Genomic DNA, 15,999 nt, shown 5'->3' with positions numbered 1-15,999 from the left:
ACTGTTGAGTAGGTTACGGGAACTGCTGAACCACCACCATCATGACACGTTTCATAATTCATCTTCGAATCATGATTATCATGATCCATTTAGAAACTATTAAGAGAGTAGTTACAGTGTCCTTATAGTGATAAATATTACCGGATTTGGTATGCTAACTGGGATAATCATTGGAGAATTTAAATGGCTTTAATTAACGCTAAAAAAATTGACGATAAAGAAAAAATTAAACTTGAAATTAATAAAGAAATTTATGCAGAAATTCAGAAATATTGTGCATGGGCTGGAATTAGTGAAATGGATCATTTTTTTGAAGAAGCAGCTTCATTTATTTTTTCAAAAGATAAAGATTGGAAGAACCATGATCGATCAATCAAACGTGAAAAAAATAAAGAGTCGATGTAACCATTATGTATAATCCAAATGAAGCCAATAAAACATACATTAATTTATTAAAAGAAAAGGGTATGGTTTCAGGTTTAAAAAGTACCTTACTTGTAATAACTATTTATTTTTTTAATAAGTTAGTTGCTCAACAAGACACATCACTTTTGAATATAGTATTTGTTTATTTTTTCTTTTGCATTTATTTCTCTTTTAAATCTAAATTTGTTCGTTTTTTGCGTGGTCACTTACGTGGTAAAGAATTTAGAAATAAATCAGATTAAAAAACATATCCATTTAATGCTCACCCCAGGTTTTATCTTTTATCTAAAGATAATACCTGGTTATTTGAGGCTTTTCCCCCAGTTTATCAAAGACAAGTATTGGTATCCTGTCAGAATCGCCGGGTAAGTGTCTGCCACTGAGTCCGGATTAATCCGAGCCGCGCGCGTCAGCAAGCGGAATTCTTTAAAAATATTCAAAATACCTATTGACACGGTTTTTCTGTAAAACTGATGTTTTTCCATATCAAACGTAAGTCATGCAATATGCATGCCCTAAGATCCCCAAGATCACAATGTAGCCCCTTTCACTAATAAAACATCTCCCTCCTGAGGTCAGATTTTTTCTTAGCCCTTAGTGGCGTTAAAACTCGAAAAATGCGTTCAAAAAAAGTCATGTTATGATTGCCGTATCAGCATTAGTAACGCAGTGGTAGATGATGAAACGCCAAGAAATCAAACAAGTTTTAGATGAGTTAACAAAAGATATCGATAGTCTTGCCGACAAAAAGGCCGTGACTATCATTAAGGTATTGGTTAATTTGGTCGAAATGCTTGCCGAAGAAAATGCTTTGCTCAGAGAGGAAAACCAAGTATTACGTGATGAGATAAACCGCCTTAAGGGTGAACAGGGCAAACCTAATATTCGCGGTCAATCCAAAGGTAGCAATGGCGATAATACAGGCAATTCCAATCATTCATCTGAAGGAGATCGCAATAAACGTGGTAAAGGGAACAATAAAAACACAGGCAAAGACAAAAAAAACGTACGTATTGATAGACGTGTTACGATTGCTCTGGACAAAGCAACGCTGCCAGATGACGCCAAGTTCAAGGGTTTTGAGATTCGAATCATCCAGGATCTAAAAATCATCACGGATAATGTTGAATTCAAGCTGGAAACGTATTACTCACCATCTTTGAAAAAAACCTTTATTGCGCCGATTCCTGGCGAATATAAGGGCAGTGAATTTGGTCCTGGGGTTAAAGCGCTGGTCATCACATTATACCGTGATGCAGGGATGACGGAGAGCGCCATTGAGCGCTTTTTAAAAACATGTGGTATTCAAATATCACATGGTAAAATTGCTTCCATGCTGACAGAAGGCAATGATATTTTTCATCAGGAAAAAGAAGATATTGTCGATGCCGGTAGCAACGCAGGCTTGTACCAGCAGATGGATGACACAGGCAGTCGTGTTAACGGCAAAAATCACTACACCCATGTTTTATGTAATGACTTTTTTACAGCATACTTCACTCGTCGTAAAAAAGATCGCTTGACCTTATTGGAGTTGCTGTGTCGAGACCAATTAAAGTTTATGTTTAATCAGGAGGCTTATGAGTTAATGGATGAGTTTGGTCTCGCAAAAAAATGGTTGGATCAAATTAAACCAATGCTGCATGCACAACCCCTCACACGTGAATCAATCGATAGTTTGATGGGAACACTTTTTCCAAATCCAAAAAAACACAGCACGAATCGACGCATAATTCTTGAGTCAGCAGCTCTTGCCTATTATCAGCACTCGAAATACTTCATCCATTATTTAATGACAGATGATGCGCCTCAGTTTAATAAATTGGCCCTACATCATGCGCTGTGCTGGATCCATGAAGGTCGTCATTATAAAAAACTCACTCCATTCTCAGATATGAATCAGAATATATTGGCTGTATTTCTTGAGCAATTATGGGATTTCTACCATGCATTATTGACTTACAAGACGGCTCCATCTCAATCAATGGCCCAACAACTATCAATGCAATTTGATACTTTGTTCGCAACCACGACAGGCTATGATGTTTTAGATCAACGCATTGCAAAGACACGTGCTAAAAAACAAGCGTTATTATTGGTGTTAGACCATCCATTTCTGCCATTGCACAACAATGCCTCTGAATTAGGGACACGGTTTCAAGCAAGGATACGCGACATCAATCTCCAAACGGTCTCCCAAAATGGCACCAAATCAAAGGATACGTTTGCCACGATTGTACAGACGGCCAGAAAACTGAAAGTTAACGTTTATCAGTATATTTACGATAGGGTGACTAAAAAATTTGAAATGCCATCATTGGCTGAATTAATCTTACTTAAAGTGCGGCAGGTTCCATGCACCACATAAGCATCTCGAGATAATTCCGCTTGCTGACGCGCGCGGCTCGGATTAGTCCGGGCTCAGTGGCAGACACTTACCCGGCGATTCTGACAGGATACCGTTCTGTGCTTTTACCATTTAGCGCAAAAAGTCTCTCAAACATAATTTAAAGCTAATTGAAATTAATACTGGTACAATACGAGTTTTTTTTGATAACATAGCCGTATTTTTAGTCTACACTTCAGTATACTTAAGCTGGGATAGTTCAGCACAGCAATGTGGAACTAAGGTGGGAAGAGCATCTTAAAGCAATTTAAATGGGAACGCTAATGAAGCAAAATAAGTTAAAGGCAGCACTGGTTCAACAACCATGGTATGAAAACGCAACAGAACATCAAGATAATTTAGCCGCAGGAATAAGTTCTGCAGCCCAGCAGGGTGCACAACTCGTTTGTTTACAAGAACTTACCCTAAGCCCTTATTTTTGTACTCGTTCAGATGTAGACGGCCGACCCTATATGGAAGATATCTACTCAGGGCCAACAGCCCAATTTGTTGGCAAAATGGCGAAGGCAAATAAAATCTGCATTACCGCCTCTCTTTTTGAAAAAGCAGGCTACAACACTGCTGTAGCATTTAACACCCAAGGTGAGTTAATTGCCATTACCCGAAAACAACATATCCCCAGTGGTGAAAAATACCACGAAGACTTCTACTTTAAACCCGGAGACTCTGACTACCCTGTTCACTCCATAGCCGGGCATCAAATGGGGCTACCTACCTGTTACGACCAATGGTTCCCCGAACTCTCAAGAATTTATGGATTAAAAGGAGCTGAAATTTTAGTATACCCAACTGCCATAGGCGGTGAGCCAACAGCGCCCGGGTTTGATAGCCAACCAATGTGGCAAAAAGTAATGGTAGCTCAAGGTATCATGAGCAATACGTTTATTATTGCGGTGAATCGAATTGGTGGTGAAGATAACTTACAATTTTATGGCAGTAGTTTCATTAGCACGCCCATGGGTGAAATTCTGGCACAAGCCCCACGCGATGAACCCGCGGTACTGGTAGCTGAATTAGATTTTGGCCAACGCGATTTGTGGGGACGATTATTCCCATTTGCCCAACAACGTGAACCAGATACTTATCACGAATTAACCCGGTCTCGTTGACCCTTATTGGAACTTGATAGAATGAATAGCAAAGAACTAGCCGATGAAAATTTGTATAATATTGAAAATTGGGGTGAGGGATACTTCAGCATCAATGCTAAGGGAAATATCGAAATAAGCAGGAAACCAGGGAAAAAAGGTGTTGAGCTACAGGCTATTGTTGATGCAGCACATCGAGCGGGCTTGCACTTACCCCTTTTAATTCGCTGCAGTGACATTTTGCATGATCGAGTTCACCGGATTTATCAGGCATTTACCCATGCTCGAGAAGAGACAGATTATACGGGCAGCTACAAGCTGGTATACCCTATTAAGGTTAACCAAGAGCAAAGTGTTGTTAGGGAATTACTGAAAGCTCCCGAAAACAGTATCGGTCTGGAGGCCGGCAGTAAACCGGAGCTCATGGCCGTAATTGGAATGCTCGGCGATCGACACAGTACCATAGTGTGTAATGGTTACAAAGACAGCAGTTACATCCGCACCGCCTTGATAGCTCAACAAATGGGACATACTGTTTTTATTGTTATTGAGAAGAAGTCTGAGCTAGATATCATTTTAAGTGAATCTGCTCGGCTGCAGGTAAAACCTACTCTTGGTGTTCGTATCCGCTTAGTGAGTAAAAGCGCGGGTAAATGGGAGAATACCGGCGGGGTTAAATCTAAATTTGGTTTAAATGCCAAACAGGTATTAGAATTGATTGAGCAGTTAAAAGCCAATAAAATGCTTGATTGCCTCCAGTTAATGCACTGTCATTTAGGATCACAGATAGCTAACATCCATGATATTCGTCACTGCATGCAGGAAGTGTCACGTTATTACGTTGAATTACGTCAGCTAAATGCACCCATAGACACCATAGACGTTGGTGGTGGTCTCAGCGTTGATTATGAGGGCACTCGTTCTAACAAAGGCTGCTCTATGAACTACAGCCTTAGCGAATACGCAACTCATATTCTGCTAGCCCTTAAACATATATGCCAGGATGCAGAAGTACCGGAGCCCAATCTAATCTCCGAATCAGGCCGAGCATTGACCGCACATCATGCGGTATTAATCTCCAATATTACTGATATCGAAATAATTGATAAGTCACCTGTACTGCCTAATATTGAAAAAGAAGATTCTCATGTAATTCAAGACATCTATGATACCTATCAGGCAATCACCGACAGTTCACCAACAGAAATCTACAATTATGCTGAGCATTCGCTGACTGAGGCTCATTCTTTATTCAAACATGGTGTGATAAGTTTACAAGAAAAAGCTAAAGTTGAAGCATTTTATACAAATATCTGCATGGAATTAAAAGAGAGATTGGACGAGGACAATCCTACTGAGCAATCCTTGTTATTAATGATTAATGAAAGCATGGCGGCCAAAATTTTTTGTAATATCTCTTTTTTCCAATCCATTCCTGATGCCTGGGCTATTGGACAAATTTTTCCCGTAGCACCTATTTCGCAGTTAACTGAACCGCCAACCATGCACAGTATTTTACAGGATTTAACTTGTGATTCGGATGGTACTATCAAGCTATATCCAGGAAGTTCCTGTGTCACCTCTACGTTAATGCTGCCTCCATACGATATAAATAATCCCTATTCAATAGGCTTTTTCCTCGTTGGAGCATATCAAGAAATACTAGGCAATCTGCATAATCTATTTGGCGATACTAACTCTTTAGACGTAAAACTTTCAGATGATGGGAAGTTTGAAATTAACGATTTGGTTAGTGGTGATACAGTAACTAATGTACTGAATTTTGCCCATTTTGATACCAAAAAATTAATTCAGTCTTATGAAAAACAATTAATTCAAACTGGATTATCCAAAGAGACCATGCTTTCCTATCTCAATGAATTAAGAAGTATTTTTTCTCAATTAACCTATCTTGATGGACATAGACCGTAATGACGAACTCACCAAAACAAGCAGGATTTTTTATGCCCGCAGAGTGGCATCCACATCAACGATGCTGGATGGCTTGGCCTTGTCATCCAGCTACCTGGACTAAAGTAGGTTTGGAGAGAGCGCGAATAGCCTATGCTCGAGTTGCTCAAGCCATAGCACAATTTGAGCCAGTCACATTATTAGTTAATCCTGGAGATGAACCCTCGGCAAAGCAATATTGTGGAAAAAACATTGAGCTGGTCACTATTCCTATCAATGATTCATGGACCAGAGATACAGGCCCTACTTTTTTATTGAATCAAGACCAAAAACTGGCAGGAGTTGATTGGATTCATAATGCCTGGGGCGGGAATTATCCCGACTGTACATTAGACAATCAAATTGCTTCCGTCCTCCTGAAATTAACCCAGGCTCATTATTTCCATGCGCCTCTGGTTATGGAAGGAGGCTCCTTTCACGTTGATGGTGAAGGTACCATTTTAACCAGCCGAGAGTGTTTGCTCAATACCAATCGCAACCCCAATCTCTCGCAGCAAGAGATTGAACAATACCTTAATGATTATCTAGGTGGCGAACGAATTATTTGGCTAAATCAAGGCCTATTAGGCGATGAAACTGACGGACACATTGATGAGATTGCCTGCTTTATTGCACCAGGTAAGGTTTTATGTCTTATAACTAAAGACCCTCAAGATCCCAATTATCTCAGGTTACAAGAAAATCTTGAAACTCTTAAGTCTGCTAAAGATTCCAAAGGACGTACCCTGGAGGTTTATACAGTGGAGCAACCCCCGGCCACCTATCTTGATGATGAAAGGCTCACTTTATCCTATATTAATTTTTATCTGGCCAATAAGGGTATCGTGATGCCTGCATTTGGTTATGAATCGTATGATAAAGAAGCCTTTCAACTGTTCAAACAATTATTCTCAGGCTATAAGATAAGACAAATTGATGCTCTGGATGTTTTTGCTGGGGGGGGGGGCATTCATTGTATTACTCAACAACAACCAGTAAGTAAGTAACATCCGTACCAAGACTGAATGTTTCAAACACTATTTACTGGTTTCCAACTTAAATTCTGGTATTTTCTTATTAGAGAACAGGCTTTTCTCGCCAATGGAAGAAAATACCCTCTACTCTTTGAGATATCTCTTGCACTTCTGTCCTCACTACACGCAATGACTCCCTCAACGAATTGTATATACTTAACAAAAGGATGAAAGGGATTACCTCTGACAGGATGTTAAATAAAGGACCAGTACAATGGACGTACTCGCTGCAAGGATGCAGCACTTTAATCCAGATTATTCTCTTAATAAATGTATTTTGAAGTAATTTACTGCCATAAATCCTCGTTTTATACTATCTGTACTCAGACACTAATAGGAACCATGACCGAATACAGTAACAAACTCGTTATTGCGAAATTGGGATTACCTTGGGATAACTAGATTAAACTAATGAATCATACCCATTGTGCAAAAAATTTTATAGTCAATCTGCGATTACCATCGCATCAACATCGATAAGAACCAGAACTTTTGTCATTTTCATTTCTTTCAGATAACATGTTTAATTTAGCTTAGGATATTATTAAGCCTGTCTTCTTTTTGATCTCGTGGATGGCGATGTCCTAACTCTATTTTAATTTATTTAAAGGTGTATTTGTGCAACTAAAAATGAACGAACACAATTCGGTAAAGCGAACGATCAGAATGGGCTTTTTTAACACATTACCAACAGACCTGATTCAGCAAATTGTGCTGTTCCTTGATGCCCGTTCTCTCGCTAATTTAATAATAACGAGTAAATCCGCCTATGACATGATTTGTCAGTTGCCCAACATACATATTAAAATAAGCAACCGGGAATTTAACGGTGACTTTCCAAAGTTCCTCGAAATATGTCGTGACTATTTTGATCAGAAGATGGCGCGCAATAAAGAAATAGCTGAAATTGATGCCCTTAAAAAATCTCGCAACCTATTGAAATCTGATCTAGAAGCATGGTCAGTGCGTTCCGAGGACAAACTATTTGAAGACATTAACATTACTGAAGAAGAGATCCAGTTTACAGGCTGTTTCTGTGTATTTGGTATTGTTGGGGGAGCAGTGGCATCTTGCTTTCTTCCAGTTTCCGGGTGGTTGTTGAGTATAGGTTTGGGGGCATCGCTTGGAGCCACGCCCTTAATTGTCAGTCGAACCCTTAAATGCCTTTGTGGGGTCTGCCTGTCCTGTAAAGAACAACGCATTAAAGAAAGAGAACCTAATCTGGACGCTAATTTCTCCCTATCTCAATTTATTGAAAGAGAGCGTAATCTGGACTCTGATTTACCCCTACCTCAATATAATGCAAAAGAACGTAATCTGGACTCTGATTTAGGGACGTCTCAATTGATGATGCAAATGTAATTATATTTCAGGGCTATGCAGTTTACTAACCTAACCACTACATATAGTGTTTAGCGATTTTGCTGGCACTGGATCAATTTCAAGCGCCTGCTGTATTAATCGCAAAAAAAGCTTACCTCTTGATGTGGATGTCCTTCGATTAAATCGAAACGTAAATTCATCAAGGTAGTAGGGTAAATTCTTGTGGTTAATAGCACCATGGTGTGTGCCAACCAACCAGCGTTTAAGTAACGACGCAACACGATGAGCAATCTGAATTGCATCGGTCTCTTTCACGTTATTATTACTAATCGACAAATGTGTATACCCGTTACTGCTCAAACCACTGTATCCACTCCAGCCATCTGTTCGGATTGTACTGCCTAGTGAAACCATTTTCTGAATAGTGTCGGTCAATACGCCACCGGATGCATCACTGATAGTAGAAAGCCTAATGCGTCCAATGCCACCGCCTGTGTCTTCTGCTGCTATCAACACTAATGTTTTACCGCCCGCACCACGACCCCGTGTGCCTGCGTGCTCGCCACCAATCATGGTTTCATTTACTTCAACAATACCACTCAACTTATCACGACCAGGCCGCACCATAGCTCTACGAAGTTTATGTAACCACTCCCAAGCCGTGTGATAACTACCCAGTCCAAGTGCCTTCTGCAGCCCAAGTGCACTAACGCCGTTTTTTTGGCTCACTACATACCAGATGGCTTGAAACCATAGCCGAAGAGGTTTGTGTGTATCTTGAAAAAGCGTTCCAGAAATGACTGATCCGGCATACCGACACGTTTGGCAACGGTATAACCCGCTGCTCATTTTACAAACATCCTTTCCATCGCAACGCATGCACACATAGCCATCAGGCCAACGAATAAGGCTTAAATATTCTAAACAAGCTTCTTCAGTTGGAAAAAGATCCATCAGTTCAACCACATTTTTGGGGTAGATATTCATGTGGCCGAATACTATATATAGTGGTTGGGTTAGTCAACTGCATAGCCCTGTTATATTTAATCACATTTTGAATATTTATACCGAGAAAAGCCCGCCATAGATTATTCAAATTGGAGGGCTTTACTTTTCAAGTGGTTTTATATATCTATATTTTCAGCATCCAAAGCATTCGATTCGATAAAGTCTCTTCTAGGCTCTACGTTATCACCCATTAAAGTGGTAAAGATGGCATCTGCAGCAACCGCATCTTCTATATTCACTTGCAGCATTCGCCTTACTGCTGGATCCATAGTTGTTTCCCATAGTTGTGAGGGGTTCATTTCTCCGAGACCTTTGTAACGCTGGATGGTTTGTCCTTTTTTAGCCTCTTCCATTAGCCAATTTAATGCTTGCTCGAAGTTTTCAACAGCAAGAACTTTATCTGCTCGTTTGATGTATGCGCCTTCGTCGACCAGGCTTGCTAATTTTGAACCTAAGTTAACCATCTCTTTATAGTCTTTAGAATAGAAAAACTCAGCATTCATTGGAATATAGTTATCCATTCCATGCTGGGTGATTATTATTCGCGGAATAAATAAATTACTGTCAGGAAGCTCTTGCATCTCGACTTTATATTGTTCTGTTTTACTGTCTACTTGTTGCAAACTTAAATGTAACTGTTTACACCAATTAGCAATTTTTGCTTCTTGATTAAAATCATCATTCTGTAAAACGGGTAGATATGCAACACGCTTCAAAATATCAGAAGGATATCTTCGCTTGTAACGTTTGATAATTTTCTCAACGCGTCTAAATTGCTGCACTAATTCTTCTAAAGCCATCGCAGTTATTGCAGGTGCATCCTGTGCAGGATAAAATGCGGCGCCGTCTAGGGCGCTTTGGGTTAAGTAATCAAATAACGCTTCATCATCTTTAACGTATTGCTCTTGTTTCCCGCGCTTGACTTTATAGAGAGGCGGTTGGGCAATGTAAATATACCCTCTTTCCACCAGTTCAGGTGTCTGCCTGTAGAAAAAAGTTAATAACAGTGTTCGAATATGTGAACCGTCGACATCGGCGTCAGTCATAATGATAATACGATGATAACGCACTTTATCCGGATCATACTCATCTGGACCTATACCACAACCTAAGGCAGTAATAAGAGTAGCAACCTCCTGAGAGGCAAGCATTTTATCAAATCGCGCTTTCTCAACGTTCAATATTTTACCCTTGAGCGGTAAAATAGCCTGGAATTTTCGATCGCGTCCTTGTTTTGCAGAACCACCTGCCGAGTCACCCTCAACTAAATACAACTCGGATAATGCCGGATCTTTTTCCTGGCAGTCTGCCAGTTTTCCTGGCAACCCTGCTATATCCAAAGCACCCTTCCTACGCGTCATTTCACGGGCGCGACGAGCAGCTTCTCGTGCTCTTGCAGCATCAATGATTTTAGCAACGATTGCTTTTGCAGCAGCCGGATTCTCCATTAAAAAATCATTAAATTTTTCTGCAACACTGGATTCAACTGCTGATTTGACCTCAGAAGAAACCAGCTTATCTTTCGTTTGAGAAGAAAACTTGGGATCAGGTACTTTGACCGAAAGTACTGCGGTTAAACCTTCACGGGAATCATCACCTGTGGGTGATACTTTTGCTTTCTTGGCATAACCTTCATTTTCAATATAATTATTCAAGGTTCTGGTTAATGCTGCTCTAAATCCCGCCATATGAGTTCCGCCATCACGTTGCGGAATGTTGTTGGTAAAACAAAAGAGGGTTTCCTGATAGGAATCGTTCCATTGCATGGACAGCTCTACCACAATGCCATCTTTTTCTGCATTCATTGAAAAAACAATGGGGATAATAGGAGTCTTGTTTTTATTTAGATGTTCTACAAAAGCTTTTATTCCCCCTTCGTAATGAAAGGTGTCTTGACGTTGTGTACGCTCATCGTATAAATGAATACATACTCCGGAGTTAAGATAGGATAACTCCCTTAAGCGTTTGGCCAATATATCATAATGGAATTCGATGTTGGTGAAGGTTGCAGGACTTGGTTTAAACCAGATTTGAGTCCCGGTATTTGTTGCATCCCCTGTTTCTGTTATAGGCGCAGTGGGAACTCCATGACGGTAATTTTGCTCATGTATTTTTCCATGACGACGTACTGTTAAATGCAATTCTTCGGATAAAGCATTAACAACAGACACACCTACTCCATGTAGTCCACCTGAAACTTTGTAGGAGTTATCATCAAATTTACCTCCGGCATGCAAGATAGTCAAAATAACTTCTGCCGCGGATCGGCCTTCCTCTTTATGAATATCTACTGGAATTCCACGGCCATCGTCTTTAACGGTAATGGATTCATCCCCATGAATGGTTACAAATATTTCTTTACAGTGACCGGCTAAAGCTTCGTCGATGGAATTATCAACCACCTCAAATACCATATGATGAAGCCCTGTTCCATCATCAGTATCGCCTATATACATACCTGGTCTTTTTCTTACTGCATCTAAACCCTTTAGGACTTTAATATTATTTGAATCATAACTGGCGTCAACGCTCATTAGGGACCTCATTTACCATATTGTGGCATTTCAAATGCACTCATTATAGCATCTTTTACTGAGGGTTTATATCTTCCGGGTAACTTTGCGGCCATCTATCTGCTTCTTCTGATTTGGAGTAAGCGCTATCGATTACATTGCTATTAGTATTAAAATTTTAACCGTTCAATTTAGTTTAGAGAGAGTCTAGTCATCGGCAAAGAATCCATGAAGGGATCTGCAAAGTTGGGGCATTGTTCAGCTAACTAGTCATAAGTAGGGTTTTTTCTGAAACCTTCTAAAGTCGAATCAGGATAGGCTTTAATTGATTGTGTGCTGATGAATTTGCTCTAAGTTTACCATCCCTACAACTGACCAAAACAAGCCCTTCCGCTTTTCTAACTAAATTTGATTCTTGAATTTTTTGCCGAAATCGCAAAAGTTTATGTTACCTGGCTCAGCTATTTCATTGGGGACTGCTCTGGCTATATAATCTTCTGAACGATATTTTTGCAACTCTGTTTTTCAAAACTATCATAGCTTGTTTTTGATGGGTCTTTTGAAGTATGGAGATTAATCTCAGGAGGGTTTTCTTTTTAAATCCGATTGCAAAGCCACTATATCACTCTGAACTATCAAATAGGAGCATCATTAATGAGCTGGGTTTTGAACTCTTCTGAACGCCATGTTTCACGTGAAACAATATTATGGGTTGGTTTATTAGCTATCAAACCGTTTTCAATGGAATATGAAAGCACCTGATCGGGAGGAAATTCAGCAATAATGTCCAGTTTATCTATTGAAGTTATAACAAATTGTCCTTGTTGTCGATTAAGATACCGTAGTAAATTTTTTTGATGGCAATGATCAAGTTCAGAAACCAAATCATCAAAAAGATACAAACAGGGGTGTTGGAGTAAGTCGCCTTGAGCAAGTTTTAACGCTATCAAAATAATTTTTTGCTGACCGCGGGATAGCAGTTGTTTTGCCCTGATGTCGTTACTTTCAATAGTGATATCAGCCTGATGGGCTCCGTACTGAGTATATTGTTTTAGAGTATCACTTTTAAAATGTTCAACAAGAATTTGCTCTAAGGGCTTTCCCGTTTTCTTTTTATCCCAACCTTTAACATATTCGATACTGCAGGGACTATCTGTTAAATGCTGCAGAACATCGTAAAATCTTGTTTTCAACAAGTCAAAATAACTCTCTCTCAAATTATCAAGCTGATGCGCGAGATGACTTAACTGTTGATCCCAGGGAACAAAATGAGCATAGGGTGCATGTTTTTTTAATAAGGCATTACGGTGTTTTAATACTTTTTTATATTCTTTCCATAAAACCAGGTAACCAGGTTTCACGTGAAACAATCCCCAATCAAGAACACTTCGTCGCGTAGAAGGGCCTGCATCTATAATCTGGAATATATCAGAATAGAAAATTTGACAGGGTAAGGCATAAGCGAGCTGACTGGTAGTGGTGCAAAAAAGGTTATTTAATTTAATCTGAGTAGGTTCGGAGCATGATTTTTGAATACTAATCGTATTTTCATTTTGTGCACGAGCAAACACAGTAAGGGTCGATTGACCGTGAGTTACAACTGATGCAATTTCTCGAGAGCGAAAAGAATGACCACAACTAAGTAAATAAAGTGCTTCCAGGATAGACGTTTTACCACTTCCATTAGGCCCAGTTATAATAGTAAATCGGGAGTTAAGTGAGATATGTGCGGAAGAAATATTACGCAAATGATGAATCTGTAAATCCGTTAAAATCATATTTTCATAGGCATAATAATGTATTGATACGAATCGTTTTGTAACGATTCAATTAAAATACTACTGTCAGTATTTGACATAGACAAGCGTATCTGGCCTTCTCCTAAATGGCTTAAAACATCAAGCAAATAGGTTGCATTTAATCCAATTTTTAACTCTTCTCCCTGAGTTTCAGCAACTAACGATTCCACAGCTTCTTCTTGCTCGTTATTATGGGCAATCAGAGTCAACTGACCAGACTGGAGATAAAGCATAACGGCCTTGGACTTTTCATGGGCCAAAATAACAATACGTGACAAGGATCGTTTTAAGGCAGCACAATCAATAATGATGTATTTATTCTGCTCTTTCGGTATCGCTTTGGCATAGGGAGGGAAACGCGCCTCAATCAATTTGGATAAGAAAATAAACTGACTCGCAATTAATTTGACGTGTGATTTGCCAGCAGCAAGTAAGACATGCTCATCGTTGATGCAATTTAAAAGCCGCAACAACTCCTGAACTCCTTTTTTAGGAAGTAAGAGTTTGCTATGACTAACATTGGAACAAGAATAACGACTAATAGCCATTCTGTGTCCATCAGTAGCAACGGCAGAAATTAGGTTAGGCTCAAACTCAAGAAATAAACCGTTAAGAAAAACACGCACATCCTGCTGAGACATTGCAAAATGAGTGGACTGTAATAATTGCAATAACACCAGACGAGGTATAGTTAATTCAACATCATTACACTCATCCTCGCTTGAAGGATAATTTTCTGCAGGTAAAGTTGCCAATTTGAAAGAGCTACGTCCCTGTTTAATAGTTAAAACACCATTATCAAAAACAATGGCAGGAGTAGCATGTTCATCGAGTGAACGAATGATATCAATAAATTTTTTTGCGGGGACAGTAATAGACCCTGCAGAACTATTCGACTGGCACACTACCTGGGCAGAAATTTCTATCTCTAAATCAGTGGCAGTAATGAACAATAAGCCATCAGATAACTTCAATAAAAAATGAGACAATATGGCCAGGGATTGTTTTTTATCAACAGCTCCGGCAACTGTAAGCAAAGGAGTCAGCAGATCTTCCTTTTTTATAGCAAACTCAAACAAGACAAGCTCCTTATCAGGACGATAAAATTCTCATTAAATTCTTATAATCTTCGGCAAAATCACTGTCATCCTGTACCAATTCCTTGACCTTTCTACAGGCATGAATGACGGTAGTGTGATCTCGGCCACCAAAATGATCGCCTATTTCAGGTAAACTATGATTGGTTAATTCTTTACTTAAAGCCATAGCCATTTGGCGTGGTCTCGCGATTGAGCGACTGCGACGTTTAGAAAGTAAGTCAGCCACTTTTACCTTGTAATATTCAGCAACAGTCTTTTGAATATTCTCTATCGTGACTAATTTATCTTGTAAGGCGAGAAGATCACGCAAAGCCTCATGTACGAACTCTATAGTAATAGATTTACCAGTGAAATGTGCATTCGCGATAACCCGTCGCAGAGCACCTTCGAGTTCTCTAACATTAGAGCGGATGCGTTTAGCAATAAAAAAAGCGACTTCATAGGGCAATTCGATATTTGATTGTTCTGCCTTACTAATTAAAATAGCTACTCGAGTCTCCAATTCAGGAGGTTCTACTGCAACGGTTAAACCCCAACCAAAACGAGACTTAAGCCGTTCTTCCATACCCTCGATCTCTTTCGGATAGCGATCACTAGTTAAAATAATTTGTTGCTGACCTTCTAATAACGCATTAAAGGTATGGAAAAACTCTTCTTGGGAACGATCTTTACCAGCAAAAAACTGAATATCATCAATGAGCAATGCGTTCAAAGAACGATAAAAACGTTTAAACTCATTAATGGAATTTGTTTGCAAAGCCTTCACCATATCAGCAACAAAGCGTTCTGAATGTAAATAGAGTACCTTCGCCTCGGGATTACTCTTGAGAATATTGTTGCCAATTGCGTGCATCAGATGGGTTTTACCTAATCCCACACCGCCGTAGATAAACAATGGATTATAGGCATCACCGGGACGCTCTGCTACTTGCATAGAGGCTGCTCGTGCTAACTGGTTAGAATTTCCCTCAACAAAACTATCAAATACGAATTTTTTATTTAAGTGGCTGCTTTTATAATCCACAGCTTTTTTAGATATTGTTTTAGTTCCAGCAGCTTCAGAAGAAGAGCCCGAGGCATCAGCTGAAGATACGATCGGCTCAATAGCTTTGCTACCAATTTCAATGGAAACAGACTTGATATCATCGCCGCAAAATTGGTTAATTAGTTCTTCAATACGCGTAAAAAAATGTTTTTTTACCCAATCGACAACAAAGCGATTTGGGGCAAGCAAAACCAGGCGCTGCTCATCTGTATGAGCTTGCAAGGGACGCAACCAAGTGTTGAATTGCTGAGCAGAATACTCATCCTGTAATAAACCTAAACATTTTTGCCAAACAGTTGTTGACAC

At 39.6% G+C, this 15,999-nt stretch carries 12 protein-coding genes; 7 read left to right on the top strand and 5 right to left on the bottom strand.

The annotated features are described in order from the left end of the window. Positions 1-183 precede the first annotated feature (183 nt). The 7 genes from HRS36_RS00060 to HRS36_RS00030 all read left to right on the top strand — a co-directional run bounded on the left by HRS36_RS00060 (position 184) and on the right by HRS36_RS00030 (position 8,267). Positions 184-405 (top strand): hypothetical protein, encoded by a 222-nt coding sequence (locus tag HRS36_RS00060; protein WP_173235427.1) that lies wholly within the window; start codon positions 184-186, stop codon positions 403-405. A 5-nt stretch (positions 406-410) separates the two neighbouring features. Further along, entirely contained in the window at positions 411-668 is a 258-nt protein-coding gene (locus HRS36_RS00055; RefSeq protein ID WP_173235425.1) for a hypothetical protein, read from the top strand. Between the two features lie 434 nt (positions 669-1,102). Next, positions 1,103-2,794: an IS66 family transposase gene (locus HRS36_RS00050; RefSeq protein WP_173235423.1), complete on the top strand. Its 1,692-nt coding sequence runs from the start codon at positions 1,103-1,105 to the stop codon at positions 2,792-2,794. A 302-nt stretch (positions 2,795-3,096) separates the two neighbouring features. After that, a complete protein-coding gene (locus HRS36_RS00045) occupies positions 3,097-3,942 on the top strand; it encodes a carbon-nitrogen hydrolase (protein WP_173235421.1) in 846 nt (281 codons plus the stop codon). A gap of 21 nt (positions 3,943-3,963) precedes the next feature. Continuing rightward, the gene (gene speA / locus HRS36_RS00040; protein ID WP_173235419.1) at positions 3,964-5,853 is read left to right on the top strand and encodes a biosynthetic arginine decarboxylase; all 1,890 of its coding nucleotides are present in this window, start codon (positions 3,964-3,966) and stop codon (positions 5,851-5,853) included. Next, positions 5,853-6,878, top strand: a complete 1,026-nt coding sequence (locus tag HRS36_RS00035) for an agmatine deiminase family protein (protein ID WP_173235417.1) — start codon at positions 5,853-5,855, stop codon at positions 6,876-6,878. The genes speA and HRS36_RS00035 overlap by 1 nt, the downstream gene beginning before the upstream one ends. A 645-nt stretch (positions 6,879-7,523) precedes the next feature. Beyond that, complete coding sequence (locus HRS36_RS00030) at positions 7,524-8,267, top strand: F-box protein (protein WP_173235415.1); 744 nt, start codon at positions 7,524-7,526, stop codon at positions 8,265-8,267. A 30-nt stretch (positions 8,268-8,297) separates the two neighbouring features. Here HRS36_RS00030 and HRS36_RS00025 read toward each other — a convergent pair whose 3' ends face one another. From HRS36_RS00025 to dnaA, 5 genes are all read right to left on the bottom strand, one after another. Continuing rightward, positions 8,298-9,215, bottom strand: coding sequence for an IS1595 family transposase (locus HRS36_RS00025; RefSeq protein WP_173235413.1), 918 nt, complete (start codon positions 9,213-9,215; stop codon positions 8,298-8,300). Between the two features lie 137 nt (positions 9,216-9,352). Next, entirely contained in the window at positions 9,353-11,770 is a 2,418-nt protein-coding gene (gene gyrB, locus HRS36_RS00020) for a DNA topoisomerase (ATP-hydrolyzing) subunit B (protein ID WP_173235410.1), read from the bottom strand. Between the two features lie 614 nt (positions 11,771-12,384). After that, positions 12,385-13,527, bottom strand: coding sequence for a DNA replication/repair protein RecF (gene recF, locus HRS36_RS00015; protein WP_173235408.1), 1,143 nt, complete (start codon positions 13,525-13,527; stop codon positions 12,385-12,387). Then, a complete protein-coding gene (dnaN, locus tag HRS36_RS00010; RefSeq protein WP_173235406.1) occupies positions 13,524-14,627 on the bottom strand; it encodes a DNA polymerase III subunit beta in 1,104 nt (367 codons plus the stop codon). Before dnaN ends, recF begins: the two co-directional genes overlap by 4 nt. 13 nt (positions 14,628-14,640) lie before the next feature. Then, complete coding sequence (gene dnaA, locus HRS36_RS00005; protein WP_173235404.1) at positions 14,641-15,999, bottom strand: chromosomal replication initiator protein DnaA; 1,359 nt, start codon at positions 15,997-15,999, stop codon at positions 14,641-14,643.

The organism is Legionella antarctica, from assembly GCF_011764505.1.
Classification (GTDB): domain Bacteria; phylum Pseudomonadota; class Gammaproteobacteria; order Legionellales; family Legionellaceae; genus Legionella; species Legionella antarctica.
The sequence above is the reverse complement of the archived record's forward strand: the minus strand, read 5'-3'. Positions and strand labels throughout refer to the sequence as shown.